Annotated in this window: 26 protein-coding genes and 1 pseudogene; 19 read left to right on the top strand and 8 right to left on the bottom strand. The window is 68.6% G+C overall.

The window, feature by feature from the left end:
* The first annotated feature begins 19 nt into the window (after positions 1-19).
* The 3 genes from sp36 to AU185_RS24330 are packed head-to-tail and all read left to right on the top strand — an operon-like array spanning position 20 to position 1,465.
* Positions 20-181, top strand: coding sequence for a Sp36 family protein (gene sp36, locus AU185_RS24340; protein ID WP_094288127.1), 162 nt, complete (start codon positions 20-22; stop codon positions 179-181).
* Complete coding sequence (locus AU185_RS24335; RefSeq protein ID WP_059101727.1) at positions 178-636, top strand: RidA family protein; 459 nt, start codon at positions 178-180, stop codon at positions 634-636. Before sp36 ends, AU185_RS24335 begins: the two co-directional genes overlap by 4 nt.
* A 22-nt stretch (positions 637-658) precedes the next feature.
* Positions 659-1,465, top strand: a complete 807-nt coding sequence (locus AU185_RS24330) for an MBL fold metallo-hydrolase (protein ID WP_059101726.1) — start codon at positions 659-661, stop codon at positions 1,463-1,465.
* 47 nt (positions 1,466-1,512) lie between these two features.
* Here the strand turns inward: AU185_RS24330 and crp are convergent, their stop codons facing one another.
* Together crp and AU185_RS24320 are read right to left on the bottom strand one after the other, a co-directional pair.
* A complete protein-coding gene (gene crp, locus AU185_RS24325; RefSeq protein WP_059101725.1) occupies positions 1,513-2,187 on the bottom strand; it encodes a cAMP-activated global transcriptional regulator CRP in 675 nt (224 codons plus the stop codon).
* Between the two features lie 88 nt (positions 2,188-2,275).
* On the bottom strand, positions 2,276-2,569 hold the full coding sequence (locus tag AU185_RS24320) for a hypothetical protein (RefSeq protein ID WP_502687755.1): 294 nt from the start codon (positions 2,567-2,569) through the stop codon (positions 2,276-2,278).
* Positions 2,570-2,742: 173 nt separating this feature from the next.
* On the opposite strand from AU185_RS24320, the gene nth reads away from it, so the two are divergent.
* Genes nth through marP form a run of 4 tightly spaced genes read left to right on the top strand, consistent with a single transcriptional unit; the run spans position 2,743 to position 6,118 of the window.
* Positions 2,743-3,486, top strand: a complete 744-nt coding sequence (nth, locus tag AU185_RS24315) for an endonuclease III (RefSeq protein WP_059101850.1) — start codon at positions 2,743-2,745, stop codon at positions 3,484-3,486.
* A 21-nt stretch (positions 3,487-3,507) separates the two neighbouring features.
* A complete protein-coding gene (locus AU185_RS24310; protein ID WP_059101723.1) occupies positions 3,508-4,155 on the top strand; it encodes a TlpA family protein disulfide reductase in 648 nt (215 codons plus the stop codon).
* Positions 4,152-4,934 (top strand): NUDIX hydrolase, encoded by a 783-nt coding sequence (locus AU185_RS24305; protein ID WP_059101722.1) that lies wholly within the window; start codon positions 4,152-4,154, stop codon positions 4,932-4,934. The genes AU185_RS24310 and AU185_RS24305 overlap by 4 nt, the downstream gene beginning before the upstream one ends.
* Positions 4,931-6,118 (top strand): acid resistance serine protease MarP, encoded by a 1,188-nt coding sequence (gene marP, locus AU185_RS24300; protein WP_059101721.1) that lies wholly within the window; start codon positions 4,931-4,933, stop codon positions 6,116-6,118. Before AU185_RS24305 ends, marP begins: the two co-directional genes overlap by 4 nt.
* Here the strand turns inward: marP and AU185_RS24295 are convergent.
* Both AU185_RS24295 and AU185_RS24290 read right to left on the bottom strand, forming a co-directional pair.
* Positions 6,115-7,092: an alpha/beta fold hydrolase gene (locus AU185_RS24295; protein WP_059101720.1), complete on the bottom strand. Its 978-nt coding sequence runs from the start codon at positions 7,090-7,092 to the stop codon at positions 6,115-6,117. The two genes, marP and AU185_RS24295, sit on opposite strands and share 4 nt — an antisense overlap.
* Complete coding sequence (locus AU185_RS24290; protein WP_059101719.1) at positions 7,093-7,602, bottom strand: phage holin family protein; 510 nt, start codon at positions 7,600-7,602, stop codon at positions 7,093-7,095.
* A gap of 138 nt (positions 7,603-7,740) precedes the next feature.
* Between AU185_RS24290 and AU185_RS24285 the strand changes: the two genes are divergently transcribed.
* On the top strand, positions 7,741-8,454 hold the full coding sequence (locus tag AU185_RS24285; RefSeq protein WP_059101718.1) for a S1 family peptidase: 714 nt from the start codon (positions 7,741-7,743) through the stop codon (positions 8,452-8,454).
* 8 nt (positions 8,455-8,462) lie between these two features.
* Here AU185_RS24285 and acs read toward each other — a convergent pair whose 3' ends face one another.
* Complete coding sequence (gene acs / locus AU185_RS24280; RefSeq protein WP_059101717.1) at positions 8,463-10,424, bottom strand: acetate--CoA ligase; 1,962 nt, start codon at positions 10,422-10,424, stop codon at positions 8,463-8,465.
* Positions 10,425-10,547: 123 nt separating this feature from the next.
* On the opposite strand from acs, the gene AU185_RS24275 reads away from it, so the two are divergent.
* Positions 10,548-11,303 carry a Fic family protein gene (locus AU185_RS24275; RefSeq protein ID WP_059101716.1) on the top strand — a complete coding sequence of 252 codons (756 nt, stop codon included), beginning with the start codon at positions 10,548-10,550 and terminating at the stop codon, positions 11,301-11,303.
* Positions 11,304-11,741: 438 nt separating this feature from the next.
* Here the strand turns inward: AU185_RS24275 and AU185_RS24270 are convergent, their stop codons facing one another.
* Positions 11,742-12,599 carry an HAD-IB family hydrolase gene (locus AU185_RS24270; protein WP_059101715.1) on the bottom strand — a complete coding sequence of 286 codons (858 nt, stop codon included), beginning with the start codon at positions 12,597-12,599 and terminating at the stop codon, positions 11,742-11,744.
* A 415-nt stretch (positions 12,600-13,014) separates the two neighbouring features.
* On the opposite strand from AU185_RS24270, the gene ssd reads away from it, so the two are divergent.
* The 7 genes and pseudogenes from ssd to AU185_RS24235 form a co-directional block, all read left to right on the top strand.
* Positions 13,015-14,079 (top strand): septum site-determining protein Ssd, encoded by a 1,065-nt coding sequence (gene ssd / locus AU185_RS24265; RefSeq protein WP_059101714.1) that lies wholly within the window; start codon positions 13,015-13,017, stop codon positions 14,077-14,079.
* Positions 14,076-15,242: a TadA family conjugal transfer-associated ATPase gene (locus AU185_RS24260; RefSeq protein WP_059101713.1), complete on the top strand. Its 1,167-nt coding sequence runs from the start codon at positions 14,076-14,078 to the stop codon at positions 15,240-15,242. The genes ssd and AU185_RS24260 overlap by 4 nt, the downstream gene beginning before the upstream one ends.
* On the top strand, positions 15,239-16,018 hold the full coding sequence (locus tag AU185_RS24255; protein WP_059101712.1) for a type II secretion system F family protein: 780 nt from the start codon (positions 15,239-15,241) through the stop codon (positions 16,016-16,018). Before AU185_RS24260 ends, AU185_RS24255 begins: the two co-directional genes overlap by 4 nt.
* Positions 16,015-16,584, top strand: a complete 570-nt coding sequence (locus tag AU185_RS24250) for a type II secretion system F family protein (protein WP_059101711.1) — start codon at positions 16,015-16,017, stop codon at positions 16,582-16,584. The genes AU185_RS24255 and AU185_RS24250 overlap by 4 nt, the downstream gene beginning before the upstream one ends.
* Before the next feature lie 23 nt (positions 16,585-16,607).
* Entirely contained in the window at positions 16,608-16,814 is a 207-nt protein-coding gene (locus AU185_RS24245; RefSeq protein WP_059101710.1) for a DUF4244 domain-containing protein, read from the top strand.
* 41 nt (positions 16,815-16,855) lie between these two features.
* Positions 16,856-17,137, top strand: coding sequence for a TadE family type IV pilus minor pilin (locus AU185_RS25740; RefSeq protein ID WP_353612192.1), 282 nt, complete (start codon positions 16,856-16,858; stop codon positions 17,135-17,137).
* A 10-nt stretch (positions 17,138-17,147) separates the two neighbouring features.
* Positions 17,148-17,480: pseudogene (locus AU185_RS24235) on the top strand (Rv3654c family TadE-like protein); the annotation flags it as partial.
* Here AU185_RS24235 and AU185_RS24230 read toward each other — a convergent pair.
* On the bottom strand, positions 17,477-18,508 hold the full coding sequence (locus tag AU185_RS24230; RefSeq protein ID WP_059101709.1) for a PAS domain-containing protein: 1,032 nt from the start codon (positions 18,506-18,508) through the stop codon (positions 17,477-17,479). The pseudogene AU185_RS24235 and the gene AU185_RS24230 sit on opposite strands and share 4 nt — an antisense overlap.
* 291 nt (positions 18,509-18,799) lie before the next feature.
* On the bottom strand, positions 18,800-21,127 hold the full coding sequence (locus AU185_RS24225) for a DEAD/DEAH box helicase (RefSeq protein ID WP_059101708.1): 2,328 nt from the start codon (positions 21,125-21,127) through the stop codon (positions 18,800-18,802).
* Between the two features lie 279 nt (positions 21,128-21,406).
* On the opposite strand from AU185_RS24225, the gene AU185_RS24220 reads away from it, so the two are divergent.
* The 3 genes from AU185_RS24220 (at position 21,407) to topA (ending at position 25,269) form a co-directional block, all read left to right on the top strand.
* Positions 21,407-21,610 carry a cold-shock protein gene (locus tag AU185_RS24220; protein ID WP_006243848.1) on the top strand — a complete coding sequence of 68 codons (204 nt, stop codon included), beginning with the start codon at positions 21,407-21,409 and terminating at the stop codon, positions 21,608-21,610.
* A gap of 131 nt (positions 21,611-21,741) precedes the next feature.
* Entirely contained in the window at positions 21,742-22,332 is a 591-nt protein-coding gene (locus AU185_RS24215; RefSeq protein WP_059101707.1) for a hypothetical protein, read from the top strand.
* Between the two features lie 135 nt (positions 22,333-22,467).
* The gene (gene topA, locus AU185_RS24210; RefSeq protein WP_059101847.1) at positions 22,468-25,269 is read left to right on the top strand and encodes a type I DNA topoisomerase; all 2,802 of its coding nucleotides are present in this window, start codon (positions 22,468-22,470) and stop codon (positions 25,267-25,269) included.
* The last annotated feature ends 9 nt before the right edge of the window (positions 25,270-25,278 follow it).

The following is a 25,278-nucleotide window of genomic DNA, read 5'->3' as shown; positions in this document are numbered from 1 at the left end:
GCCCGATAAGCTCGGCCACATGACCGAATCGACCCGCTGGGAGTACGCCACCGTCCCGCTGCTGACCCACGCCACCAAGCAGATTCTCGACCAGTGGGGAGAGGACGGCTGGGAGCTGGTGTCGGTGCTGCCGGGTCCCACGGGCGAACAGCACGTCGCCTACCTCAAACGACCGAAATGAGCACGCCAGCGGCCCGGCTGACCGAACTCGGCATCGAGCTGCCTCCGGTGGTGGCGCCGCTGGCGGCTTATGTACCCGCGGTCCGCACCGGCAACCTGGTCTACACCGCCGGTCAGCTGCCGATCCGGGACGGTGAGCTGCTGCAGACGGGCAAGGTCGGCGGCGCAGTCAGCCCCGAGCAGGCTCGCGACCTGGCCCGGGTGTGCGCGCTGAACGCGCTGGCCGCGGTTCACGCGCTGGTCGGCATCGACGCGGTCACCCGTGTTGTGAAGGTGGTCGGGTTCGTCGCCTCCGCGCCGGGGTTCAACGGTCAGCCGGGCATCGTCAACGGCGCATCCGAATTGTTCGGTGAGGTGTTCGGGGAGGCCGGCGCGCACGCGCGCTCGGCGGTGGGGGTGTCCGAATTGCCGAGGGATGCGCCGGTCGAGGTCGAGCTGATTGTCGAGGTCGCGTGAGCGACGATCAGGCAGAGGTGGCGTGACGCTGCAGCATCCGGCGTACGGGCTACTGCGCCCGGTGACCGACTCTGCGTCGGTGCTGCTGTGCGACAACCCCGGCCTGATGACGTTGGAGGGCACCAACACCTGGGTGCTGCGCGGATCCGGCAGCGACGAGATGGTCGTGGTCGATCCCGGGCCCGAGGACGACGAGCACATTGCGCGTATCGCGGAGCTGGGCAGCATCCCGCTGGTGCTGATCAGCCACCGGCACGAGGACCACACCGGCGCCATCGACAAGATCGTCGACCGTACCGGGGCGGTCGTGCGGGCTGTCGGCAGCGGATTTCTGCGCGGCCTCGGCGGGCCGCTGACGGACGGTGAGGTCATCGACGCCGCGGGCCTGCGCATCACGGTGATGGCCACGCCGGGGCATACGGCCGACTCAGTGTCGTTTGTCCTCGACGACATCCGGGGCGAGCGCAGCGACGGGAAGGGTGCGGTGCTGACCGCGGACACCGTGCTGGGGCGCGGCACCACGGTCATCGACAAGGAAGACGGCAGCCTGAGCCAGTATCTGGATTCGCTGCAGCGGCTGCGCGGGCTGGGCCCTCGCACGGTGCTGCCGGGCCACGGTCCCGAACTCGACGATCTGGAAGCGGTCAGCGCCGGGTATCTCGCCCATCGCCAGGAGCGGCTCGAGCAGGTGCGCGCCGCCTTGCGCGTGCTGGGCGAGGACGCCACCGTCCGCCAGGTCGTAGAGCACGTCTACACCGACGTCGACGAGAAGCTCTGGGACGTAGCGGAATGGAGCGTCCAGGCGCAGCTCGACTACCTACGCGCGTGATTTCGGTGTAGTTCGTCGCGTGAACGCAACCAACTACACCCGAATCCCTAGCGCGCGCGGCGGGCCAGTCGTTCCGAGTCGGAGATCAGAACGCTCTTGCCCTCCAAGCGAATCCAGCCGCGGTGAGCGAAGTCGGCGAGCGCCTTGTTGACGGTTTCCCGCGATGCGCCGACGAGCTGGGCGATCTCTTCCTGCGTGAGGTCGTGCGTCACGCGCAGTGCGCCGCCCTCCTGGGTACCGAACCGCTGAGCCAGCTGAAGCAGCTGCTTGGCGACGCGGCCGGGCACGTCTGTGAAGATCAGGTCGGCCAGGTTGTTGTTGGTGCGGCGCAGACGACGGGCCAGCACCCGCAGCAGCTGCTCGGCGATCTCCGGCCGGTCGGCGATCCACGCGCGCAGCGCGTCACGGTCCATCGACACGGCGCGCACCTCGGTGATCGTCGTCGCGCTCGACGTCCGCGGGCCGGGGTCGAAGATCGACAGCTCGCCGAACATGTCCGACGGCCCCATGATGGTCAGCAGGTTCTCCCGCCCGTCCGGCGACCGCCGGCCGATCTTGACCTTGCCCGAAATGATGATGTAGAGCCGGTCGCCGGGCTCACCCTCGGCGAACACGGTGTGTCCACGGGGGAAGTCGACTGGCTGCAGTTGCTTGGTCAGCGCGGCGACGGCGCTTGGTTCGACCCCCTGGAAGATTCCGGCCCGCGCCAGGATCTCGTCCACGTTGCCCCTCTTAAGCTGTTAGGTGAAGCCGACCTCTATCGGTTAGCGAGATAAGTCTAGAGGTACCCGGTTTCGTGACCAGCCCACGCTACACACGATCGGCATGTCGGGTCGGCCGAAACTCCGGATTCACCCGGGGCTCAGGGAAGCGGTGCGTCGGCAAACCCGAGTCGGGAAAGAACGGCGTCGATCCGCCGGCCATCGCGTGGTCAACGTGTCGGCGTTGGCGCAGGCCGTCGAGTGCGCGGCTCATCCCGTCCCGCGCCAGCGTGTCGACGTCGGACGGCTCGGCCTCCGCAAGGAATTTCGCCACATCGGTGGCTGAGACGGTGTCGCGGTGCAGGCCTGCCTCGAGTCGCTGCAGCCCGAATGTCGCCACCATCAGCAACCCCGGAATCAGCCCGACCAGCAACCACGACACAAGGCTGAAGTAAACACGCCGAAGGTCTCAGCGGGATCACGAAATGTCACCGGTCCGCAGTACCGGTGTCGGCGCGTCTCAGTACGCTGGCGTTCGTGACCGTGGGTGAGACGTCGGCAAAGAAGTCGGGCGCGATGAAGCGGGCCCGGAACCGGGACGGCGAAACGCGCATCGGTCTGGTTCGGCGCGCGCGTCGAATGAATCGCGCGCTGGCGCAGGCGTTTCCGCATGTGTACTGCGAGCTCGACTTCACCAACCCGCTCGAGCTGACCGTCGCGACGATCCTGTCGGCGCAGAGCACCGACAAACGGGTCAACCTGACCACCCCGGCGCTGTTCAAGAAATACCGCACCGCACTGGACTACGCGAAGGCCGATCGCACCGAGCTGGAGGAGATCATTCGGCCCACCGGGTTCTACCGCAACAAAACGAATTCACTCATCCGCCTCGGCCAGGAACTCGTCGAACGGTTCGACGGCCAGGTGCCCGCGACCATGGAGTCGTTGGTGACGCTGCCGGGCGTCGGACGCAAGACCGCCAATGTCATCCTCGGCAATGCGTTCGGCATCCCGGGCATCACCGTCGACACGCATTTCGGCCGGCTCGTCCGCCGGTGGCGGTGGACCACCGAGGAGGATCCGGTCAAGGTCGAACATGCCGTCGGTGAGCTCATCGAGCGCAGCGAGTGGACCGACCTCAGCCACCGGGTGATCTTCCACGGCCGCCGCGTCTGCCACGCGCGCAAGCCGGCGTGCGGTATCTGCGTTCTGGCCAATGACTGCCCCTCCTTCGGTATCGGACCGACCGACCCCCTGATCGCCGCGCCGCTGGTCAAGGGCCCCGAAACCGAACACCTGCTGGCCCTGGCCGGGCTGTAACCCACCGACCCTCGACCGACCGTGCGTACCTCGACTCGTTGGACCGTGGTGGTCCTCGTGGTGATGGTGGCGCTGGGATGGGCCCTGTGGGCGCAGTTGGATGACGACGCTCCGTCCTCCGAGTCGTCGTCGCAGACCAGCGCGCGGGATCGCCGCGACGCCGACACTGCCGAGGCGCTGGCCGGGCCGCGGGCGCGAGCCGATCTGCCCCCGTGTCCGGCGCCGGGCGTGGGGCCGGGACCGGCAGCCCTGCGCGGCATCACGTTGGAGTGCGCCGGCAACGGGGCGCCGGTCGACGTCGCCAAGGCGGTCGCCGGCCGCGTCGTCGTGCTCAATCTCTGGGCGTACTGGTGTGCGCCCTGCACCGAGGAACTGCCGGCGATGGCCGAATACCAACGCCGGATGGGTTCGGCGGTGACCGTGCTGACCGTGCACCAGGACGAGAACGAGACCGCGGCGCTGCTGCGACTGGCCGAGCTCGGCGTGCGGTTGCCCACGCTGCAGGACGGCAGGCGGCTGATCGCCGCCGCGTTGCGGGTGCCCAACGTCATGCCAGCAACCGTGGTGCTGCGCGCGGACGGTAGCGTTGCCGACGTCCTGCCGCGCTCGTTCACCAGTGCCGACGAGATCGCCGCAGCGGTGAACTCACAGATTGGAGCAGCGCGGTGAGTTGGGTCGACGAGGGCAGCGGGCTGACCCCCGACGCCGCCCCGCCGTGGCTCAAGCCGCTGTTGGACAACGCCGCCGACGTCAAGCAGGTCTACCGCCGTCGGGTGCCGCCCGAACTGCTCGCCATGGTCACCGCCGAGCGGAACCGGCTCGGAGCGCCGCCCGCCGGGCGCGAAGCGGCGGTGCTGGTGCTGTTCTCCGGCCCGGCCGACACGCCGACCGGCGGCTTGCCCGAGGACGCCGACCTGCTCGTCACCGTCCGCGCGGCGACACTGCGCCACCACGCCGGCCAGGCCGCCTTCCCCGGCGGTGCGTTCGAGGCCGGCGACCACAGCCCGGTGCAGACCGCACTGCGGGAAGCCAACGAGGAGACCGGCATCGACGTCGGGCGGTTGCACCCGTTGGCGACCATGGAGCGGCTGTTCATCCCGCCGTCGGGTTTTCACGTGGTGCCCGTACTGGCCTACTCGCCGGACCCGGGGCCGGTGGCCGTCGTCGACCGGGCCGAGACCGCGCACGTGGCCCGCGTCCCGGTGCGCGCATTCGTCAACCCCGAGAACCGGATCATGGTGTATCGCAGCGCCAACACCCGCCGGTACGCGGGTCCGGCGTTTCTGCTCAACGAGATGCTGGTGTGGGGGTTCACCGGTCAGGTGATCTCGGCGATGCTCGACGTAGCGGGCTGGGCCCAGCCGTGGAACACCGACGACGTGCGCGAACTCGAGGACGCAATGGCGCTCGTCGGCGGCGACGGCGGTTACGGTGATGGACAACCATGACATCGTCACAGTGGGTGGACTTCGCGGTCCTCGCTATCGCCTTCGTCGCGGGCATCTCGGGCTGGCGCTCGGGTGCGCTCGGGTCGATGCTGTCGTTCCTCGGTGTGGTGCTCGGCGCGGTCGCCGGTGTGCTGCTGGCCCCTCACCTGGTCGAGCACATCGACGGCCCGCGCACCAAGCTGTTCGTGACGCTGTTTTTGATCCTCGCGCTGGTGGTCATCGGGGAGATCGCCGGCGTCGTGCTGGGCCGTGCGGTGCGCAGCGCCATCCGCAACCGCACGCTGCGCGCGGTCGACTCGCTGGTCGGCGTGGCAATACAGATTGTCGCCGTGCTGGTGGCGGCGTGGATGCTGACGTATCCCCTGCAGACGTCCGACCAGCCCAACCTTGCGGCCGCGGTGCGTGGCTCGAAGGTGCTCAAAGAGGTCAACGACGCCGCGCCGGACTGGCTGCGCTCGGTGCCGACGCGTCTTTCGGCGCTGTTGGACACCTCGGGTCTGCCCGACGTGTTGCAACCGTTCGGGCGCACCCCGATCGTCGCCGTCGACGCACCCGACGCCGCGCTTGCCGCCGACCCGGTTGTGGCTGCGACACGGCCCAGCGTGGTCAAGATCCGCGGGGTGGCGCCCGGATGCCAGAAGGTGCTGGAAGGCACCGGATTCGTCGCCGCGACCAATCGGGTGATCTCGAACGCGCACGTGGTCGCCGGTTCGGAAAGCGTCACGGTCGAGGCCGACGGGCAGACCTACGACGCGTACGTCGTGTCGTACGACCCGCAGGCGGACATCTCGATCCTCGACGTGCCGGACCTGCCGGCGGCCCCGTTGCCGTTCGCCGACACCCCGGCCACCACGGGCACCGATGCGGTGGTGATGGGCTATCCCGGCGGCGGTAACTTCGTCGCCACGCCGGCGCGTGTCCGCGAGATCATCGAGTTGAGCGGCCCCGACATCTACCGCACCACCACGGTCGAGCGCGAGGTCTACACGATCAGGGGCAGTGTGCGGCAAGGAAACTCGGGCGGGCCGATGATCGACCGGGAAGGCCGCGTACTGGGCGTGGTGTTCGGGGCGGCGGTCGACGACGCCGACACCGGTTTCGTGCTGACCACCAACGAGGTGTCCCATCAACTCGCCAAGCTGAACAACAGCGAACGCGTGCCGACCGGCGCCTGCATCACCTAACCGTATACATGCCTGAGGAATCGGGACAGCTGCTCGGTGACCGGTTCGGGCGCCTCCTCATGAGCGAAATGCCCTGCGCCGGCGACGGATACGTAACGACCGTGCGGCGCGTAGCGCTGTGTGCGGTACACCGGATCGGCAAGCACGTACGGGTCGGCGGCTCCGCGCACATGCAGCACGGGCACGTTGATCGGGCGCTTCATCGACCGCATGAACCGACGCCCTTCGCCACGCAGCTGGCTGCGTACCGCCCAGCGCTGGTATTCCAGCGCCGAGTGCGCGGCCCCCGGAATCTGGATCGCCTGCCGCATGTGTGCGATGGTCTGCGAGAAGTCCTCGGAGCCAACCCATTTACTACTCGACCGGCTGCGGACGAGGCGCTCCAGCTCCTCGGCATTGTGCCGGGTGAGCGAACGCTCGGGCCACATCGGAACCTGGTAGCGCAGCATCGACGGCAGCAGCGCGCGGCCCTGGTCGCGGCGCTGAAGGGCGGAGGCCCGCAGCGCCACCGGATGCGGTGAGCTGACCACCGCGATGGCGCGCACCGCGCGGGGATGCAGCACTGCGGTGGCCCAGCACACCAGGCCGCCGTCGGCGTGCCCGACCAGCGTCGCGGTGCTGTGGCCCAGCGCGCGCACCAACCCGGCGGTGTCGCCGGCCAGCGTCCAGCCGTCGTAGCCTCGCGGTGGTTTGTCGCTGGCCCCGTAGCCGCGCAGGTCGACGGCGACCACGCGAGCACCGGTCAGGCACCGGAGCTGGTGACGCCAGGACCACCAGAATGAGCCGAATCCGTGCAGCAGAATCACCAGCGGTCGCTCGGTGGCCCGAGCCGCGGCGGCGGTATCAGACGTCGGCGACTGGTGTGCGGTGTCGGACTCCGCTTCGACCACATGGAAGCGAATTCCGTTGGCGTGCACCTCGAGATGACGCCACGGCCCGTCGATGCGGACGACCGACGGAGCGGGTGGGGGCACTTACCAGCCCGACGGATCGGCCGTCGACGCCGGTTTTCCGTCACCCGCCGCCAGCGCCTTGGCCTTGTCATGGCCCGGCGTCAGCGCTTCGGGGATTTCCTTGACCGATTCGATGGTCTTCTGCGGGCCGCGGATGCGTCGCACCTTGAGGTAGCCCAGCAGCGCGAACACGGCGGTGACCACCACCATCAGCCCGAACACGATCAGGTACGCCGCCCACTTCACCAGCCACAGATCGAGCAGTTCGCCGAGGAAGAAGAAGAAAAAGAACGTCGAGTAGAACAGCACGACCAGCGCCAGGACGAAGAAGACGCTGCCGGTGAGACCCTTTTTGACGTCGCGAGTGATCTCGGCCTTGGCCAACTCCACCTCGGCGCGCACCAGCGTGGAGACCTGCGCGGTCGCATCCTTGACGAGGTCACCGATGGACGGGTCGGCCTTCGGGGCGTGCGGGTCGACCAGCGGTATCGACGTCACGGTGGTCGGCGCGCCGTTCCTGCGATCGCTCACGAGGGTTCCTCCCGCACTCAGGTCTCGGTCGCGACTCATGTTGCCATGTGGCTTGCGCTGAAACGATGCCGGTCGGCGATAGACTGGCTGGATCCAAGGCAGGGCAGGTCGGGGCGCGTCGATAGGGGAAACGTTCACGTGAAGACCAGCGGCCTCCGCCTGAGCCTTCTCGCCGCGACCATCGCCGTCGCCGTCGCCGCCGCCCTGCTCTTGACGCCCGCCGTGGCACAGGCCCAGGAGCGGGTTCCGCTGGGCGGTGGCTCGGGCCTGGTGGTCAACGGCGAGACGCTGTGCACGCTCACCGCGATCGGCACTGACAACCGCGGCAAGCTCGTCGGCTTCACCTCGGCGCACTGCGGAGGGCCAGGGGCTCAAGTCAGCGCCGAGGGCGCGGAGGCGGCCGGTGTGCTCGGCACGATGGTGGCGGGTAACGATGCGCTCGACTACGCGGTGATCGAGTTCGACCCGCAGAAGGTGCGCCCGGTCAACAACGTCAACGGGTTTCAGATCGACGGACTGGGCCCGGATCCGGTCGTCGGCGATGTCGCCTGCAAGCTCGGCCGCACCACCGGCTACTCGTGCGGTGTCACCTGGGGTCCCGGCGGGCAACCCGGTACGTTCATCAACCAGGTCTGCGGTCAGCCGGGCGATTCGGGTGCACCGGTGACGGTCAACAATCGGCTGGTCGGCATGATCCACGGCGCCTTCTCCGAGGAACTTCCGACGTGCATCATCAAGTACATCCCGCTGCACACACCCGCGGTGAACATGTCGTTCAACACGCAGCTGGCCGACATCACGGCCAAGAACCGACCGGGAACGGGTTTCGTTCCGGTCGGCGCCGCCGGTTGATTCGACGTCTACTTGCTGGCCCGGATCGCCTCGAACACGCTGGGATCCACCAGGGTTGACGTATCGCCGAGTTCACGGCCCTCGGCGACGTCACGCAGCAACCGCCGCATGATCTTGCCGCTGCGGGTCTTCGGCAATTCCGGCACTACATGGATCTCCCTGGGCCGGGCGATCTTTCCGATCTCCTTGGCCACCTGCTCGAGCAGTTCGGCCGTCATCTCGTCGTCGCCGCGGTGTTGAGCGTGTGACTCGAGGATGACGAACGCGCAGATGCCCTGGCCGGTCGTCTCGTCGCTGGCGCCGACGACCGCGGCCTCGGCCACACCGGAGTGGCCCACCAACGCCGACTCCACCTCTGTGGTCGAGATGCGGTGGCCGGACACGTTCATCACGTCGTCGATGCGGCCGAGCAGCCAGATGGAGCCGTCCGCGTCGACACGCGCACCGTCACCGGCGAAATACCAGCCCTTCTCGGCGTACCGGGACCAGTAGGTCTCCTTGTAGCGTTCCGGGTCGCCCCAGATGCCGCGCAACATCGCGGGCCACGGCTGATCGAGCACCAGGTATCCGGTGACGTGCTCGGCCTCGTCCGCGCCGGGAACGAGTTCGTTGCCTTCCTCGTCGACGATCTTCGCCGAGATTCCCGGTAACGGCTGCATCGCCGACCCGGGCTTGGCTGCGGTGACACCGGGCAGTGGAGAGATCATGATGGCGCCGGTCTCGGTCTGCCACCACGTATCGACAACCGGAGTCCTGTTGCCGCCGAACGCATCCCGGTACCAGCGCCATGCCTCCGGGTTGATCGGCTCGCCGACCGAGCCGAGCAGCCGCAGGCTTGTCAGATCGTGGGCGTCGGGGATTTCGCGGCCCCACTTCATGAACATCCTGATCAGGGTGGGCGCAGTGTAATAAATTGTGACGCCGTACTTTTCGATGATCTCGAAATGCCGGTGCTCATTCGGTGAGTTCGGCGTGCCCTCGTAGACCACTTGGGTGCACCCGTTCGACAGCGGGCCGTAGACGATGTAGGTGTGTCCGGTGACCCAGCCGATATCCGCCGTGCACCAGTAGACATCGGTCTCCGGCTTGATGTCGAAGACGTTGTAATGGGTGTACGACGCCTGGGTGAGGAAGCCCCCGGAGGTGTGCACGATGCCCTTCGGCTTTCCGGTGGTGCCCGAGGTGTACAGCAGGAACAACGGATGCTCGGAGTCGAACGCCTCCGGCGTGTGCTCGGCTGACGCGTTCTCTACGGTTTCGTGCCACCACAGATCGCGACCGTCCGTCCACGGAATGTCAATTCCCGTGCGGCGCACCACCAGCACGTGCTCCACCGACTTCTGTCCTTCACACGCCTCGTCGGCCGAGTCCTTGAGCGACACCGCCTGCCCGCGCCGGTACTGCCCGTCGGTGGTGATCACCAGCTTCGCCTCGGCATCCTCGATGCGGGCCTTCAGCGCCGACGCCGAGAATCCGGCGAACACCACCGAATGGAGTACGCCCAGCCGGGCGCAGGCCAGCATCGCCACGATCGCCTCGGGCACCATCGGCATGTAGATGGCGGCGCGGTCGCCGGCCACCAGGCCGAGGTCGGTCAGCGCGTTGGCTGCTTTCGAGACCGCCGCCAGCAGATCGGAATAGGTGATCTCGCGGCTGTCGCCGGGCTCACCCTCCCAGCGGATCGCGACCCGGTCCCCGTTGCCGGCCTCGACGTGCCGGTCCACGCAGTTGTACGCGACGTTGAGCTTGCCGCCGACAAACCACTTGGCGACGGGAGCGTCCGACCAGTCCAGAACCTCAGTGAAAGGTGTTTCCCACGTGAGCCGGTTCGCTTGTTCGGCCCAGAACGCCAACCGGTCCTTCTCCGCCTGCCGGTACATCTCCTCGGTGGCGTTGGCCTGCTCGGCGAACTCGGGAGGAGGGGGATAGACGGACGGACCGTGGGCGTGCTGTGCGGTGGTGTCGGTCATATCTGTGAGGGTAGTCACCGCGTCGGCGGCGCACATATGCATGTCACAGACCGGCTTCGCCGGAGGTGCTTGCGGGTGAACGGCACGGCTCGTCGGGCCGCCGGTCGGCTAGCGTGTGCTGCCGTGACCGGTGGCTTCGCGAAAGACCCCTTGGCGCCGCTTGCCGATCTGCCCGGTGTGGCGGAGGCGGCCGACGAGGCGCGCGAAGCGCTGGGCCGAGCGCATCGGCATCGGACCAACCTGCGCGGCTGGCCGAAGAGCGCCGCCGAGGCCGCCCTGCGCGGGGCCCGGGCGTCTTCGGTGCTGGACGGCGGCGCTCTGCAACTGTCCGACGACGGCGCGGATCCGGTGTTGGCCGGCGCGTTGCGGGTCTCCGAAGCCGTGGAAGGTGGGGCAACGGCGTTGGTCGGGGTGTGGCAACGAGCCCCCCTGCAGGCGATCGCCAGGTTGCATGCGTTGGCGGCCGCGGACATCGCCGATGACGATCGGCTGGGCCGACCCCGCACGGACGCCGACGTCGGCACGCGGCTGGCGCTGTTGGCCGAGATCCTCACCGGAGGTACTCGGGTGTCGGCGCCCGTGCTGGCCGCCGTCGTGCACGGCGAACTCCTCACGCTCGCACCATTCGGCGTCGCTGACGGTGTGGTGGCCCGCGCGGCGTCGCGGTTGGTGACGATCACCACCGGACTCGATCCGCATGGCCTCGGCGTGCCGGAGGTGTACTGGATGCGCCAGTCGGGCGATTACGCCGCTGCGGCGCGGGGCTTTTCGTCGGGAACACCCGACGGTCTCACCGCGTGGATTCTGCTGAGCTGCCGCGCCCTGCACGCCGGCGCCCGTGAGGCGCTATCGATCGCGCAGGCCGCCGCGTCGTCCTGAGCCGTCGCTGCAACACCGACCATTCCGCGGGCCAGCAACGCGAAGCGGGCGACGTTCCGAACGTCGGTTCGGCGCGTCGCCCGCTAGCACGGACACCGGTTACCAAGCGTGCTCTCTTGGGTTGCGTGGGTGGCCTCGGCGTCTTGTCGATGCGCTTCGACTTCGGCCCCACCCAAAGGGCCACTCTAGTCGTCCGCTCTTCGCAAATACGCAGGCCCGCAACACTTTTGCCTATTCCGCGGCATGTGCTCCGCGTGGGTGCCGGGTTCCGTGCTGGGGAGCCTGAAGCGGGAGATCCGAGCCTTCTCTTCCGGCTCGGTCTTGGCCTCTCCAAGCTTCCGTGATTCCTTTGTACCCCGTGACGGCGGTCACATCAAGGGTCAAAATCTGCGGTAGTCCGGATCGTTACGCGCGCGTTGGCTAATTGCGAAACCTCAGCTAGAAAGCGAAGCGCCGCAACAGTGAGTAGGTCAGGGCGCCGGCCGCCAACGCGCTCACGCCGACCGCCGCAGTGGTTGCCATGGCGGCGCCGGACGGAGCCGGGATCCGGTCCCGCAGCGACACCGGGTTGGAGAAGTTCAGCACTGGCCAGCCGCGCGCGACTGCTTCTTTGCGCAACGCGCGATCTGGGTTAACCACGCTCGGGTGGCCGACGACCTCGAGCATCGGCAGATCGGTGATCGAGTCGGAATAGGCGTAGCAGTGCTCGAGCGCGTATCCCTCGCGCGCCGCCAGCTCCCGGATCGCCGCCACCTTGCCCTCGCCATAGCAGTAGAAGGCGATCTCGCCGGTGTACTTGCCGTCCTCGACGACCATCCGGGTGGCCATCGCGTGGGTGGCGCCCAACGCCCTGGCGATCGGTGCGACTATCTCCTCGCCGGAAGCCGAAACCATGACCACATCGCGACCGCACAACTTGTGGTCGGCGATCAACTCGGCCGCTTCGGCGAACACCAACGGGTTGACGATGTCGTGCAGTGTTTCGCCGACGATCGCCTTCACCTGCTCGACGTCCCAGCCCGCGCACATGTTGGTGACGTACGCGCGCATGCGATCCATCTGATCGTGGTCGGCGCCGGACATGAGGAACAGGAACTGGGCGTAGGTGGACTTCAGCACCGCCCGCCGATTCATTAGCCCTTGCTCGAAGAAGGGTTTGCTGAAAGCCAGTGTGCTGGATTTCGCGATCACCGTTTTGTCGAGATCGAAGAAGGCGGCGGTGCGGACAGGACTGCCCGCCGGGACGCGAGTTTGCCGAGTGTTCGAGCCCCCGGCCGCCGGCTCGGATACGGTCACAGCGCCAGCATAGGGGCCGCCGCGTGACAAATGGCCGGAGTGTGTACAAAGTGGCAGGTTATGACACCTGTCGGCGACCGGACAATTCTGTAAAGCGGGGTGTTTCCGCACGCAACCAGCACTTGCGCCGCCGACGACTGGCGTGTGTATAGTGAGCGTTACCCGGCTTATGTCGGGTGTGCATCAGCCCGACCCCCCGGGGCTGATACACGACGACCTCCGCCTCCTCCCCCCCTGGCGGGGGTCGTCCTTTTTCGGCGCCTATTCGCATTCCGGATACTTGTTGCCATTCCGAAGAGTTGCGGAACGTTGTTTTCGGTTGGTCGGTTTTCGCCGTTATCCCCATGATGGAGTTCATCCACAGATCGGGTTTCGGCGCTAGCTTCACCCGAACCGGCGGGCGCAGGCTCGACCCGTGGCTTCGTTAAGTGGATATCTCGCGTTGGTCGCCGACCCTGCGCTCCGCGACGACGTCGACCGGGTGTGCGCGGCAGCCGGGGTGCCGGTGGTCCACGCCATCGAGCCGTCCAGTCGCAAGGTCTGGACCGACGCGGTCGCGGTCGTGCTCGACGCGACGGGTGCCCAGCGATGTGCGGCACGCGCACTGCCGCGCCGCACCCGCGTCGTGCTGGTCGGACGCGCCGAACCGCGCTCCGCCGACTGGCAGGCGGCGATCGCCGTCGGCGCCCAGCGAGTGCTGACCCTGCCCGCACAGGACGGCGAGTTGATGGCCGAGTTGGCCGAGGCCGCCGACCGCGTGCACGACACCGGCGGCCGCGGCGCGGTGGTGGCAGTCATCGCCGGCCGGGGCGGCGCCGGGGCATCGGTCTTCGCGACGGCGCTGGCACGTGTCTCCCCCGATGCGCTCCTGCTCGACGCCGATCCGTGGGGCGGCGGCATCGATCTCGTGGTCGGTGGCGAAGCCGAAGCCGGCCTGCGCTGGCCCGATCTGGAGCTGCGGGGCGGTCGCCTCAGCTACGCGGCATTACGCGATGCGCTGCCCCGGGTGCAGGGCGTCAGCGTGTTGTCGGGCAGCCGAGATGGCGGCGAGGTCGATGCCGTACCGCTGGAAGCGGTGATCGATGCAGGCAGCCGTGGCGGCGCAACCGTGGTGTGTGACGTGCCGAGGCGATCAACCGCGGCTGCCGAAACCGCGCTGGCGGCAGCCGATCTCGTCGTCCTGGTGGTGTCGGCCGACGTGCGGTCATGCGCCGCGGCCGGCGTGGTCGCACGGTGGGTGTCGACGGTCAACCCGAATGCGGGCGTGGTGGTGCGCGGTCCGTCGCCGGGGGGATTGCGATCGGCAGAGGTCGCCGGGATCGTCGGTCTTCCACTGCTGGCGGCGATGCGTCCCCAACCCGGTTTGGCCGCCACGCTGGAGCGTGGTGGGCTGAGGATCCCGCAACGGTCGCCGCTGGCCTGCGCGGCCCGGAAAGTGCTCGCTGTGCTGCAGCAGCATCCGGGGGTCAGTGCCGCATGAGTGACTCGTTGATCGACCGGGTGCGCGAGCGGCTCGCCGCGGAGTCGGCGCCGTTACGGCCGACGGTGGTGGCCGCGGCGATCCGTGCGGAGTCCGGCGGGTTGCTCGGCGACAGTGAGGTGCTCAGCGGGCTGCGCCTGCTGGAGACCGAGTTGACCGGAGCAGGTGTGCTCGACCCGCTGCTGTGTGCCGAGGGCACCACGGACGTGCTCGTCACCGCGCCGGACGCGGTGTGGATCGACGACGGTAACGGGTTGCGACGCAGTCCGATCCGGTTTCCCGATGAGGACTCCGTACGCAGGCTTGCACAACGGCTCGCGCTGGCCGCGGGGCGGCGCCTCGACGAGGCGCAACCGTGGGTCGACGGCCAGTTGACCGGGCTGGGGACCGGCCAGTTCACGGTCCGTCTGCATGCGGTGCTGCCGCCGATCGCGCCCGCGGGCACGTGCTTGTCCCTACGGGTATTGCGGCCCGCCACCCAGGATCTGGCGTCGCTGACCGCCGCCGGCGCCATCGAACCGGCCGCCGCGTCGCTGCTCGACGACATCGTCCGAGCCCGGTTGGCGTTCCTGGTCTCCGGCGGAACCGGGGCGGGCAAGACGACACTGCTGGCCGCAGTCCTGGGCGCGGTTCCCGGGACCGAACGCATCGTCTGCGTCGAGGACGCGCCGGAAATCGCTCCGGCACATCCGCATCTGGTGAAGCTCGTCGCGCGCTGCGCCAACGTCGAAGGCGCGGGCGAGGTGACGATGCGCGACCTGGTCAGGCAGGCGTTGCGGATGCGGCCCGACCGCATCGTCGTCGGCGAGGTACGCGGCGCCGAGGTGGTCGATCTGCTCGCCGCGCTCAACACCGGCCACGACGGCGGTGCCGGCACCGTGCACGCCAACAGTCCGGGCGAGGTGCCCGCCCGCCTGGAGGCGCTGGCCGCGCTCGGCGGTCTCGACCGGGCCGCGCTGCACAGCCAGCTTGCAGCCGCGGTGCAGGTGGTGATCCACGTCGACCGTGACCGGGCGGGCAAGCGCCGGCTCAGTGAGGTCGCACTCCTGACGGCTGGGGTGGACGGTCAGGTCCGGGTGTCGACGGCGTGGCACCTCGAGCGCGGCTTCGGTTGCGGCGCCGAGCGATTGCGTGACCTCCTTCGGCAGCGGGGCGCGTTGTGAGCGGCGCAGCGCTGGCCCTTGCGCTGGCGCTTCTGGTCGCACCCGGCCCGCGTCGGCGGTCGATCCGCGCGTGCGGGGGAGGCGACCGCCGGTCGAGGCGGATCCCGGTCGCACCTTGGCTGGCGATCGGCCTGCTCGCATTGGTTGTCGTTGCCCCGTTCGGGGTTGTCGTGGCGGCAGCGATCGCCGCGCTCACCGGTGAAATCCGCAGGCGGCGCCGGCGCAGGCGGCGAGAACGCAAAGCGGAAGCGGCAGCACTGGAGGGTGCGCTGGACGTCCTGGTCGGCGAGTTGAGAATCGGTGCGCATCCGGTAGCCGCTTTCGAGGCAGCCGCATCCGAAGTCGACGGCGTCGTCGCGGCGTCGCTGCGAACGGTCGCGGCGAGGGCACGGATGGGCGCCGACGTCGCAGCCGGGCTACAAAGTGTGGCCGGCCGGTCAGCGCTGGCCGCACATTGGCAGCGACTCGCGACCTGTTGGCAACTGGCTCAGGCGCACGGCCTCGCGATCGCGGCACTGATGCACACCGCACACCGTGACATCGTTGCGCGGGAACGGTTCTCGGCCCAGGTCGACGCTGGGATGGCGGGTGCCCGCACCACCGCCACGGTGCTCGCGGCGCTGCCACTGCTCGGGGTGGGCCTCGGCGAACTGATCGGTGCCGAACCGCTGCGCTTCCTGTTCACGGGTGGCCAGTGGCTGCTCGTCGTCGGTGTGACGCTGACCTGTCTGGGCCTCGCCTGGTCGGACCGGATCACCGGCGGGGTGGTCAAATGACGCTTGCGGCACTGCTTCTCGCCGGCGCGTTGCTCGTCGGCGGCGTTGACAGGCGGGCGCGGGTTCGCGGCACTCCGGCCTCATCGCGGGGGATACCCGACGGAGGCGGGCCGGGCGATCCGCTGGCGTTCGCTTCGACGCTGGACGTGCTGGCCGCCTGCCTGCGTTCAGGGATGGCTGTGTCCAGTGCCGCGGCCGCTGCGGCACCGTCGGCGCCACGACATTTGGCGCGGTTGCTGCTGCGCGCGGCAGATCTGCTGGCCTTGGGCGCCGATCCGTCGACCGCATGGGCGACTCCGCCCGACGTGGACCGCCACGCTGACGCGCTGCTGCGGTTGGCGCGGCGCTCGGCGTCCTCCGGAACGGCGCTGGCGCAGGGTGTCACCGAGTTGGCGGGCCGCTCGCGCGACGACGCGGCGGATGCCGCCCGCGCGGCCGCCGAGCGGGCGTCGGTCTTGATCGCCGGCCCGCTGGGCGTGTGCTACCTGCCCGCGTTCGTGTGCCTGGGCATCGTGCCCGTCGTCGCCGGCCTGGCCGGTGACGTGCTGCAGTCCGGGATTTTGTGAAGGGTATCGAGTGGGGAGGGAAGATGAAGGTGCGCAATCGGATTCGTGCGTTGCAAACGAAACTGGCATTGCTGATGGTGGAGGACGACGGCATGTCGACCGTCGAGTACGCGATCGGCACGATCGCCGCCGCCGCGTTCGGCGCGATCCTGTACACGGTGGTCACCGGCGACTCGATCGTCAGCGCCCTGACCAACATCATCAGCCGCGCGCTCAACACCAACGTCTAGCCGGTGAGCGTGGCGGCGCCACGGTCGAGGCGGCGTTCGCGGTGGCCGCACTGGTTGCGGTGCTCATCATGTGTGCGGCCGGCCTGGCGGCGGTGTCAACGCACATCCGCTGTGTCGACGCCGCCCGCGAGGCGGCACGGCTCGCTGCCCGGGGCGATAACGGCGGCGATGTGGCACGGAATCTCGCGCCCGAAGGCGCCGCCGTGCTCATCCGCCGCGACGGCGACTTCGTCGTCGCCACCGTCACCGCGCGGTCCGCGATGCTGCCGGGGCTCGCCGTCGAAGCGAAAGCGGTGGCGGCCGTGGAACCGGCTTCACGCTGACGACGGCGCGGCAACCCTGATCGCGGCGGCGATGATCGCCGTGCTGCTGACGATCACCGTCGGCGCGGCATACCTCGGCGTGGCGGTGACAGCGCGGCACCGCGCTCAGGCGGCCGCCGACCTGGGTGCCCTGGCGGCTGCCCACCGAATCGCCACCGGTGTGGATGCGGCGTGTGCGTGGGCGGCCGCGGTCGCCACCGCGATGCAGGCCGACATGACTCGGTGTGACGTGGCCGGCCTGGATGTGGTTGTCGCCGTCGATGTTTCGGTCACATTGGGGCGCTTCGGAGTGGGCCCTGCGCACGCGGTCGCCCGCGCCGGACCAGGAGATCCGGCGGGCTAATGCTCGCCTACGTGCCGACCCGGTTGCGCGATTTCCGTGGTGCTGGGCCGACGCAGCGTTGCCAGGGCCGCGTACACATCCTCGTCCAGTTCGACCCGATTCACGGTCACATGCACCGGCGTCCATTCGCTGTCGCCGACCCCGGCCATCCGCAGCACACCGGTGGCGACGCCGGTGCTGAATTCGGTTGCCATGCGCTCCATCTCGGCATGATCGGCAGGGTGCACCGTATGCTCGCCCGCCAAGCTGATCCGCCAGTCGAAGAACGGCGCGGGCTCATCGAGCCACTTCAGCAAGGTCCAGTTCGTCGGGTCCACCAGCGCGCGGTGCACCCCAGGCTGGGCCAGCCCGTTGAGGATTCGCTGCGCGAGGTGGTCCTGCGGCGGCCCGGTCTCTTCATGCTCACTGCGCCAGTTCATAGCCCTGCACAGCAGCCGATCCGGGCCGTCGTCGCGTGGCTCCACGACCGTGCGCGTGACGAAGCCGACGGTGATCGGCTCACCGCGATAGTCGGTGACGTCCCATGTGCTGCAGAACGTGGTGCCCGGCTCGCGTTTGATCGCCATCGTCAGCACCTTGGCTTCGCTCGGGTTGAGCTCACGCATCGGCAGATCGTCGGCGAAGGTGCGGTTCTGCGTCGGCTCCCTGTGTGGATCCCATCCGCTGTTGAACAGCGATTCCTCGGTGTTGGTGGCGGTTCCGGTGTCGAGATCCCACAACAGCGGTCCAGGCACAGGCCGCTGCGGGGGTTCCATGTCTGGGGGTCCGATCCAGATGTGCACGCCGTGTATGCGGCCGTCGGTCATCTGCACTACCTCGGTGCGGATGACGCGATCGTTCTTGGGAGTGATGCTGCTCAGGCCCTGTCGCGCCCGCACAGTTTCGCCGATGGCGGTCTGCACGGCCATCAGGTGGGGGTTACGCCGCAGAAACGCACCGACCGGAATCAAATTCTGGGTTCGATGGCCCTGCGCCACCACGACGGGCTCGCTGCCCAGCGTCTCCACGAGCAGCCAGTCGTGGGTCATGGTGACACTTTACCGGCGGACCTGGGGGGCCCTCCGGGCTGACAGGTGCGGAATTCGTTGCGATTCGGCGGCCTCACGACTTCCGGGGCGTGTCATCGCCCGCCTCGGGAGTTGCAACCACCTCATCAACGAGGTAGCTTTCGTCTGCGCCCGGCTTCCGGGATTGGGAACGGATCGCGTCGTTCGGCCGTTCCCCGCATGGTTCGCGCTCGGTGGCCAGTTCACGGCCCCGGAGGGCGGACACCGTGGGGGGCGATCGTCGAGGGGTCGATCGCCCCTTCGCACGGTCCGTCAGGGCCAGTTGCCGGAAATCTCACGGAGCACGAGGCGCAGCACCCGCACCGCACCGTCCTTGTCCAGCGGGTCGTTTCCGTTGCCGCACTTGGGCGACTGCACACAGGAGGGGCATCCCGCAGGGCATTCGCACGCCTCGATCGCATCGGCCGTCGCCGCCCACCAGGTGGCAAGCCTACGGAATCCGCGGTCGGCGAAGCCCGCACCGCCGGGGTAGCCGTCGTAGACGAAGATCGTCGGCAATCCCCGCACCGGCCCGACCGCCGTCGACACTCCGCCGATGTCACCCCGATCGCAACTGGCGACCAGCGGCAGAAGCCCGATCGCCGCGTGTTCGGCGGCGTGAAGGGCGCCGGGCACCCGAAGTAGGTCGAGGCCGTTGTGCTGCAACGCCTCTGGAGTGATCGTGCACATCACCGCGGTGGTGTCCAGGGTGCGGGTGGGCATCTCGAGTTCGACGAAGTCGATCACCTCGCCCGTCAGGCGACGCCGCAGATAACCGATCACCCTATTGGTCACCGAAACCGGTACGAGCCCAACGGTCACCGGGCCGAACGCTTTTCGCTCACCTTCGCCGGTGACCGAGATGTCGGCCACTTCCCGGGCGGAGGTGGTGTAGCCCGGATCGTTGGCGTGCACGAACGCCACGCCGTCTTCGAAGTCGAGGGAGTCGACGACGTAGCTCTCGCCCTGGTGCAGATACACGGCGCCGGAGTGCACCGAGGCGGGCGCCTGACCCGCACCCGTGTTGCCGAGCATGCGGCCGGTACCCGCCTCCAGGATTGCGATCTGCCCGCCCGATCCGCCGCGGATGTCGACGGTCGGATGCGGATCCATGCCGGGGGTGGGGAAGTAACCGCTCGCCCGGCGGCGCAGCAGTCCGTCGTCGACGAGCGCCCCGGCGACCGCTTCGGCGTTCCACATCCGCACCTCGGCATCGGTCAGCGGGAGTTCGGTGGCCGCGCACAGCAGTTGCGGCCCAAGCACGTACGGGTTCGTCGGATCGATGACGACGCGTTCGATCGGCTTGTCCAGCAGTGCGGCCGGGTGGTGCACCAGGTAGGTGTCCAGCGGATCATCGCGGGCGATCAACACGATCAGCGCGCCCTGTCCCCGGCGGCCCGACCGGCCGGCCTGCTGCCAGAACGATGTCACGGTGCCCGGGAAGCCGGCGAGTACAACGGCGTCCAGACCGGCGATGTCCACGCCCAACTCCAGGGCGTTCGTCGTCGCCAGCCCCCGCAGTTCCCCGTCGGCCAGGGCGCGTTCGAGTGCGCGGCGGTCTTCGGCGAGGTAACCGGCGCGGTAGGACGCCACCCGGTCGGCGAGATCCGGCGCCCGCTCCTGCAGCCGGGTCCGCGCGCCGAGCGCCGTCAGTTCCGCGCCCCGGCGCGACCGCACGAACGTCAGCATCCGGGCGCCCTCGGCGATCAGGTCGGCCATCACGCCGGCGGCCTCGGCGCCCGCCGAACGCCTTACCGGGGCCCCGTTTTCGCCGATTACGTCGTCGAGCAGCGGGGGCTCCCACAGTGCCACGGTGCGAGCCCCCTGCGGCGACCCGTCCTCGGTCACTTCGACGACGGTCTGCCCGATCAGTTCGGACGCCGTTTCCGCGGGCGCGGCCGTCGTCGCGCTGGCGAAGATCACCGTCGGCATGCTGCCGGTGGCCGAGTACCGCGCGCACAACCGCAGCAGCCGTCGCAGTACCATCGCCACGTTCGAGCCGAAAATGCCGCGGTAGTAATGGCATTCGTCGATGACGAGGTAGCGCAGGTGGCGGAGGAACACCGCCCAGCGGGCATGGTTGCGCAGCAACGACAGGTGAATCATGTCAGGGTTGGAGAACAGCCAGCGCGACCGTTCGCGCGCGAAACGCCGAACGTCACCGGGACTGTCGCCGTCGTAGGCGCACGGCGCGACGTCGGGGAGCGGCACAGCCTCGGTGAGCGCCACCGCGGTCCGCAGTTGGTCGTGGCCGAGCGCCTTGGTCGGCGACAGGTACAGCACCCGGGCCCGCGGATCCGCTTTCAAGTCCGTCAATATGGGCAGCTGGTAGGCCAGCGACTTGCCCGATGCCGTGCCGGTGCACAGCACCACGTGGCGGCCGGCGTGAGCGAGCTCCGCCGCGGCGAGCTGATGTGACCACGGAGCCTCGATGCCCCGATCAACGAACGCCCGCACCACATCTGAGTCGGCCCAGCGCGGCCACTGCTGCGGTCGCCCCTGACGCGGCGGAATATCAGCGACGTGGCGCAGCGGATTCTGCCCGCCCTGCCCGGTGCCTTCGACCGCGCAAGCAAGCAGCTCGCGGCCGAAATCAGCCATCGATCGTCCTCCCTGAATGCTCCGCTGGAGTGAATTGTTCCCCACTTACCAGCGCCGAGACTGTACGCAGCAGTGACGAACGTGATTGACTTAGCGCGGTCGCAGCTTCTGTGTTCGTGTATCAGCACTCGCAGGAACGACGTTGCGATCGCGGTTCCTGCGAGGGTTGTAGGTCGGGTCGAGTTCCGAGCTTCCACGAAGGAGAGCGGTCGGAACGGGCCCGGTGTACCGAAACACGGTGGACCGCACCCGGTGAATAAGAGAAGGAAACAACAGGAAATGCCACAGGGAACTGTGAAGTGGTTCAACGCGGAGAAGGGCTTCGGCTTCATCGCCCCGGAGGACGGCTCCGCCGACGTTTTTGTCCACTACACGGAAATTCAGGGCAGCGGCTTCCGCACCCTGGAGGAGAACCAGAAGGTTGAGTTCGAGGTTGGCCAGAGCCCCAAGGGGCCGCAGGCCACGGGTGTTCGGGCCGTCTAGCGCGACCAACACGATCTGAGGGCAACACCCCGCGCGCATCCGAGACCGGTTGCCGCGGGGTGTTCGTCGTTTCGGCGCGCCAGGGGCCCGGCCGACACGGTAGATGTCGACGGCTGCCTTACTGTCGATTCGTGAGCCAGCTGTCGTTCTTCTCGGCGGAGTCGGTGCCCCCCGCGGTCGCCGACCTCACGGGGCTGCTCGCCGCCCCCGGCCAGGTGGTACTGGTCGGTGCGGGCGCACAGCAGGGTGCGCGGCTGTCGGTCGTCGTCGACCAGATGTGGCGTGCCGAGGCCATCGCAGAGATGATCGTCGAGGCGGGCCTGCAGCCGGAGATCTCCCGCACCGACGAGAACAATCCACTGGTGCGCACCACCGTCGACTCGCGGCTGGTCGCCATCGCGGCTGATTGGACCCGTGGAGCCGTCAAGACCGTGCCGCCCCAGTGGCTGCCCGGACCGCGTGAGCTTCGGGCCTGGACGTTGGCCGCGGGTACGCCGGAGGCGGACCGGTATCTGCTCGGACTGGACCCGCATGCGCCCGACACCCATGCGCCGCTCGCGTCGGCGATGATGCGGGTGGGGATTGCGCCGACGCTGATCGGCACGCGAGGCTCACGCCCGGCACTGCGGATCAGCGGTCGCCGACGGCTGTCGCGCCTGGTAGAGAACGTGGGGGAACCGCCCGGCAACGTGGAGGCGTTCCACCAATGGCCGCGTATTTGACGGCCGTGCAGAGGGGGGCCAGTTTGCGTCGGCTCGCGCGGGGTGCGAAATTGTCAGTTGCCGACGGGGTCGACGAGCCGCCGAGTGCGGAGTCCGGCGCCGTGGGCGACTGAAGAAGTGGAGCGTAAGCAAAAGGTGGCAGACGGGGACCGCGGCGGCAGTCGCAATGGTGGCGTCCGGCGGCTCGTCATAGTCGAGTCGCCGACCAAGGCGCGCAAAATAGCTGGTTACCTGGGCTCCAACTACATCGTCGAGTCCTCCCGGGGGCACATCCGCGACCTGCCCCGCAACGCCGCCGACGTGCCCGCGAAGTACAAGTCGGAACCGTGGGCCCGGCTCGGGGTGGACGTCGACCACAACTTCGAGCCGCTCTACATCATCAGCCCCGAAAAGAAGAGCACGGTCGCCGAGCTGAAAGACCTGCTCAAGAACGTCGACGAGCTGTATCTGGCGACCGACGGCGACCGCGAGGGCGAGGCCATCGCCTGGCATCTGCTCGAGACGCTCAAGCCGCGCATCCCGGTCAAGCGGATGGTGTTCCACGAGATCACCGAGCCCGCCATCCGGGCCGCCGCCCAGGATCCCCGCGACCTGGACAACGACCTGGTCGACGCGCAGGAGACTCGCCGCATCCTGGACCGGCTGTACGGCTACGAGGTCAGCCCGGTGCTGTGGAAGAAGGTCGCGCCGAAGTTGTCCGCGGGCCGGGTGCAGTCGGTGGCGACGCGGATCATCGTCCAGCGTGAACGCGAGCGGATGGCGTTCCGCAGCGCAGGCTACTGGGACGTCACCGCCGAACTCGACGCCAGCGTGTCCGACCCGCAGGCGTCCCCGCCCACCTTCACCGCGAAACTGAACACCGTCGACGGCCGACGGGTGGCCACCGGACGGGACTTCGACTCGTTGGGCCAGCTCCGCAAGCCCGACGAGGTGCTGGTGCTCGACGAGGCCGCCGCGAGTGCGCTGGCCACCGGCCTGCGCGGGGCACAGCTGGCCGTGAGCTCGGTCGAGCAGAAGCCCTACACCCGCAGGCCGTACGCCCCGTTCATGACGTCGACCCTGCAGCAGGAGGCGGGCCGCAAGCTGCGGTTCTCCTCGGAGCGCACGATGAGCATCGCGCAGCGGCTCTACGAGAACGGCTACATCACTTATATGCGCACCGACTCGACCACGCTGTCGGCGAGCGCAGTGGAAGCCGCGCGCAACCAGGCCCGCCAGCTCTACGGCGAGGAATACCTGCACCCGACCCCGCGGCAGTACACCCGCAAGGTGAAGAACGCGCAGGAGGCGCACGAGGCCATCCGGCCTGCCGGCGACGTGTTCTCCACCCCCGGCCAGCTGCACGGCCAGCTCGACACCGACGAGTTCCGGCTCTACGAGCTGATCTGGCAGCGCACGGTGGCCTCGCAGATGGCCGATGCGCGCGGCACCACGCTTTCGCTGCGGATCTCCGGAGTTGCGCGCGACGGTCAGCAGGTCGTGTTCAACGCCAGCGGTCGCACGATCACGTTCCCGGGGTTCCTGAAGGCATACGTCGAGAGCATCGACGAGCAGGCCGGCGGCGAGGCCGACGATGCCGAGAGCCGGCTGCCTTCGTTGCAGCAGGGCCAGCGCGTCGACGCCAAGGACCTCACCGCCGACGGGCACAACACGACGCCGCCCGCCCGCTACACCGAGGCCTCGCTGATCAAGGCGCTCGAGGACCTCGGCATCGGCCGGCCGTCGACATACTCGTCGATCATCAAGACCATCCAGGACCGTGGTTACGTCGTGAAGCGGGGCAGCGCGCTGGTGCCGTCGTGGGTGGCGTTCGCCGTCATCGGACTGCTCGAGCAGCACTTCAGCCGTCTCGTGGACTATGGGTTCACCGCGGCGATGGAAGACGAGCTCGACGAGATCGCCGCCGGTCACGAACGACGGACCAACTGGCTCAACAACTTCTACTTCGGCGGTGATCACGGAGTCGAGGACTCGATCGCCCGGTCGGGTGGGCTCAAGAAGCTCGTCGGAGTGAACCTCGAGGAGATCGATGCTCGAGAAGTCAACTCCATCAGGCTCTTTGACGATGAGCAGGGCCGTCCCATCTACGTGCGGGTGGGCAAGAACGGCGCGTACCTGGAGCGAATGGTCACCGGCGACGACGGTGAGCAGACTCCGCAGCGGGCCAACCTCAAGGACGAGCTCACTCCGGACGAGCTGACGTTGGAGCTCGCCGAAAAGCTGTTCGCCACACCGCAAGAGGGACGATCGCTGGGTGTCGACCCGCAGACCGGGCACGAGATCGTCGCCAAGGACGGCCGCTACGGTCCGTATGTCACCGAGGTGCTGCCCGAACCGCCGGACGACGGGGACGCCGGTGCACCTGCGAAGAAGGGCAAGAAGCCGACGGGACCCAAGCCGCGCACCGGGTCGCTGCTGCGCTCGATGGACTTGGAGACGGTCACGCTCGACGACGCGCTCCGGCTGTTGTCGTTGCCGCGGGTCGTCGGTGTTGACCCGAACACCGGTGAGGAGATCACCGCGCAGAACGGACGCTACGGTCCATACCTCAAGCGCGGCACCGACTCTCGGTCACTGACCACCGAAGAGCAGATGTTCGACATCACGCTCGAGGAAGCGCTGAAGATCTACGCGGAGCCGAAACGCCGTGGGCAGCGGGCGGCGGCCCCGCCGCTGCGTGAGTTGGGCAACGACCCGGCGACCGGCAAGCCGATGGTGATCAAGGACGGCCGGTTCGGCCCGTATGTCACCGACGGAGAGACCAACGCCAGCCTGCGCAAGGGCGACGACGTGCTGTCGATCACCGATGACCGCGCCGCAGAGCTGCTGGCCGACCGGCGGGCGCGGGGTCCGGTGAAGCGGACCAAGAAGGCCGGCGCCAAGAAGTCGCCGGCGAAGAAGAAGGCACCCGCGAAGAAAGCGGCCAAGAAAAGCTGACGCGCGAAG

Origin of the sequence: Mycobacterium sp. GA-0227b (assembly GCF_001499855.1) — a bacterium.
Classification (GTDB): domain Bacteria; phylum Actinomycetota; class Actinomycetes; order Mycobacteriales; family Mycobacteriaceae; genus Mycobacterium.
This window is presented reverse-complemented; position numbering and strand designations above follow the sequence as displayed.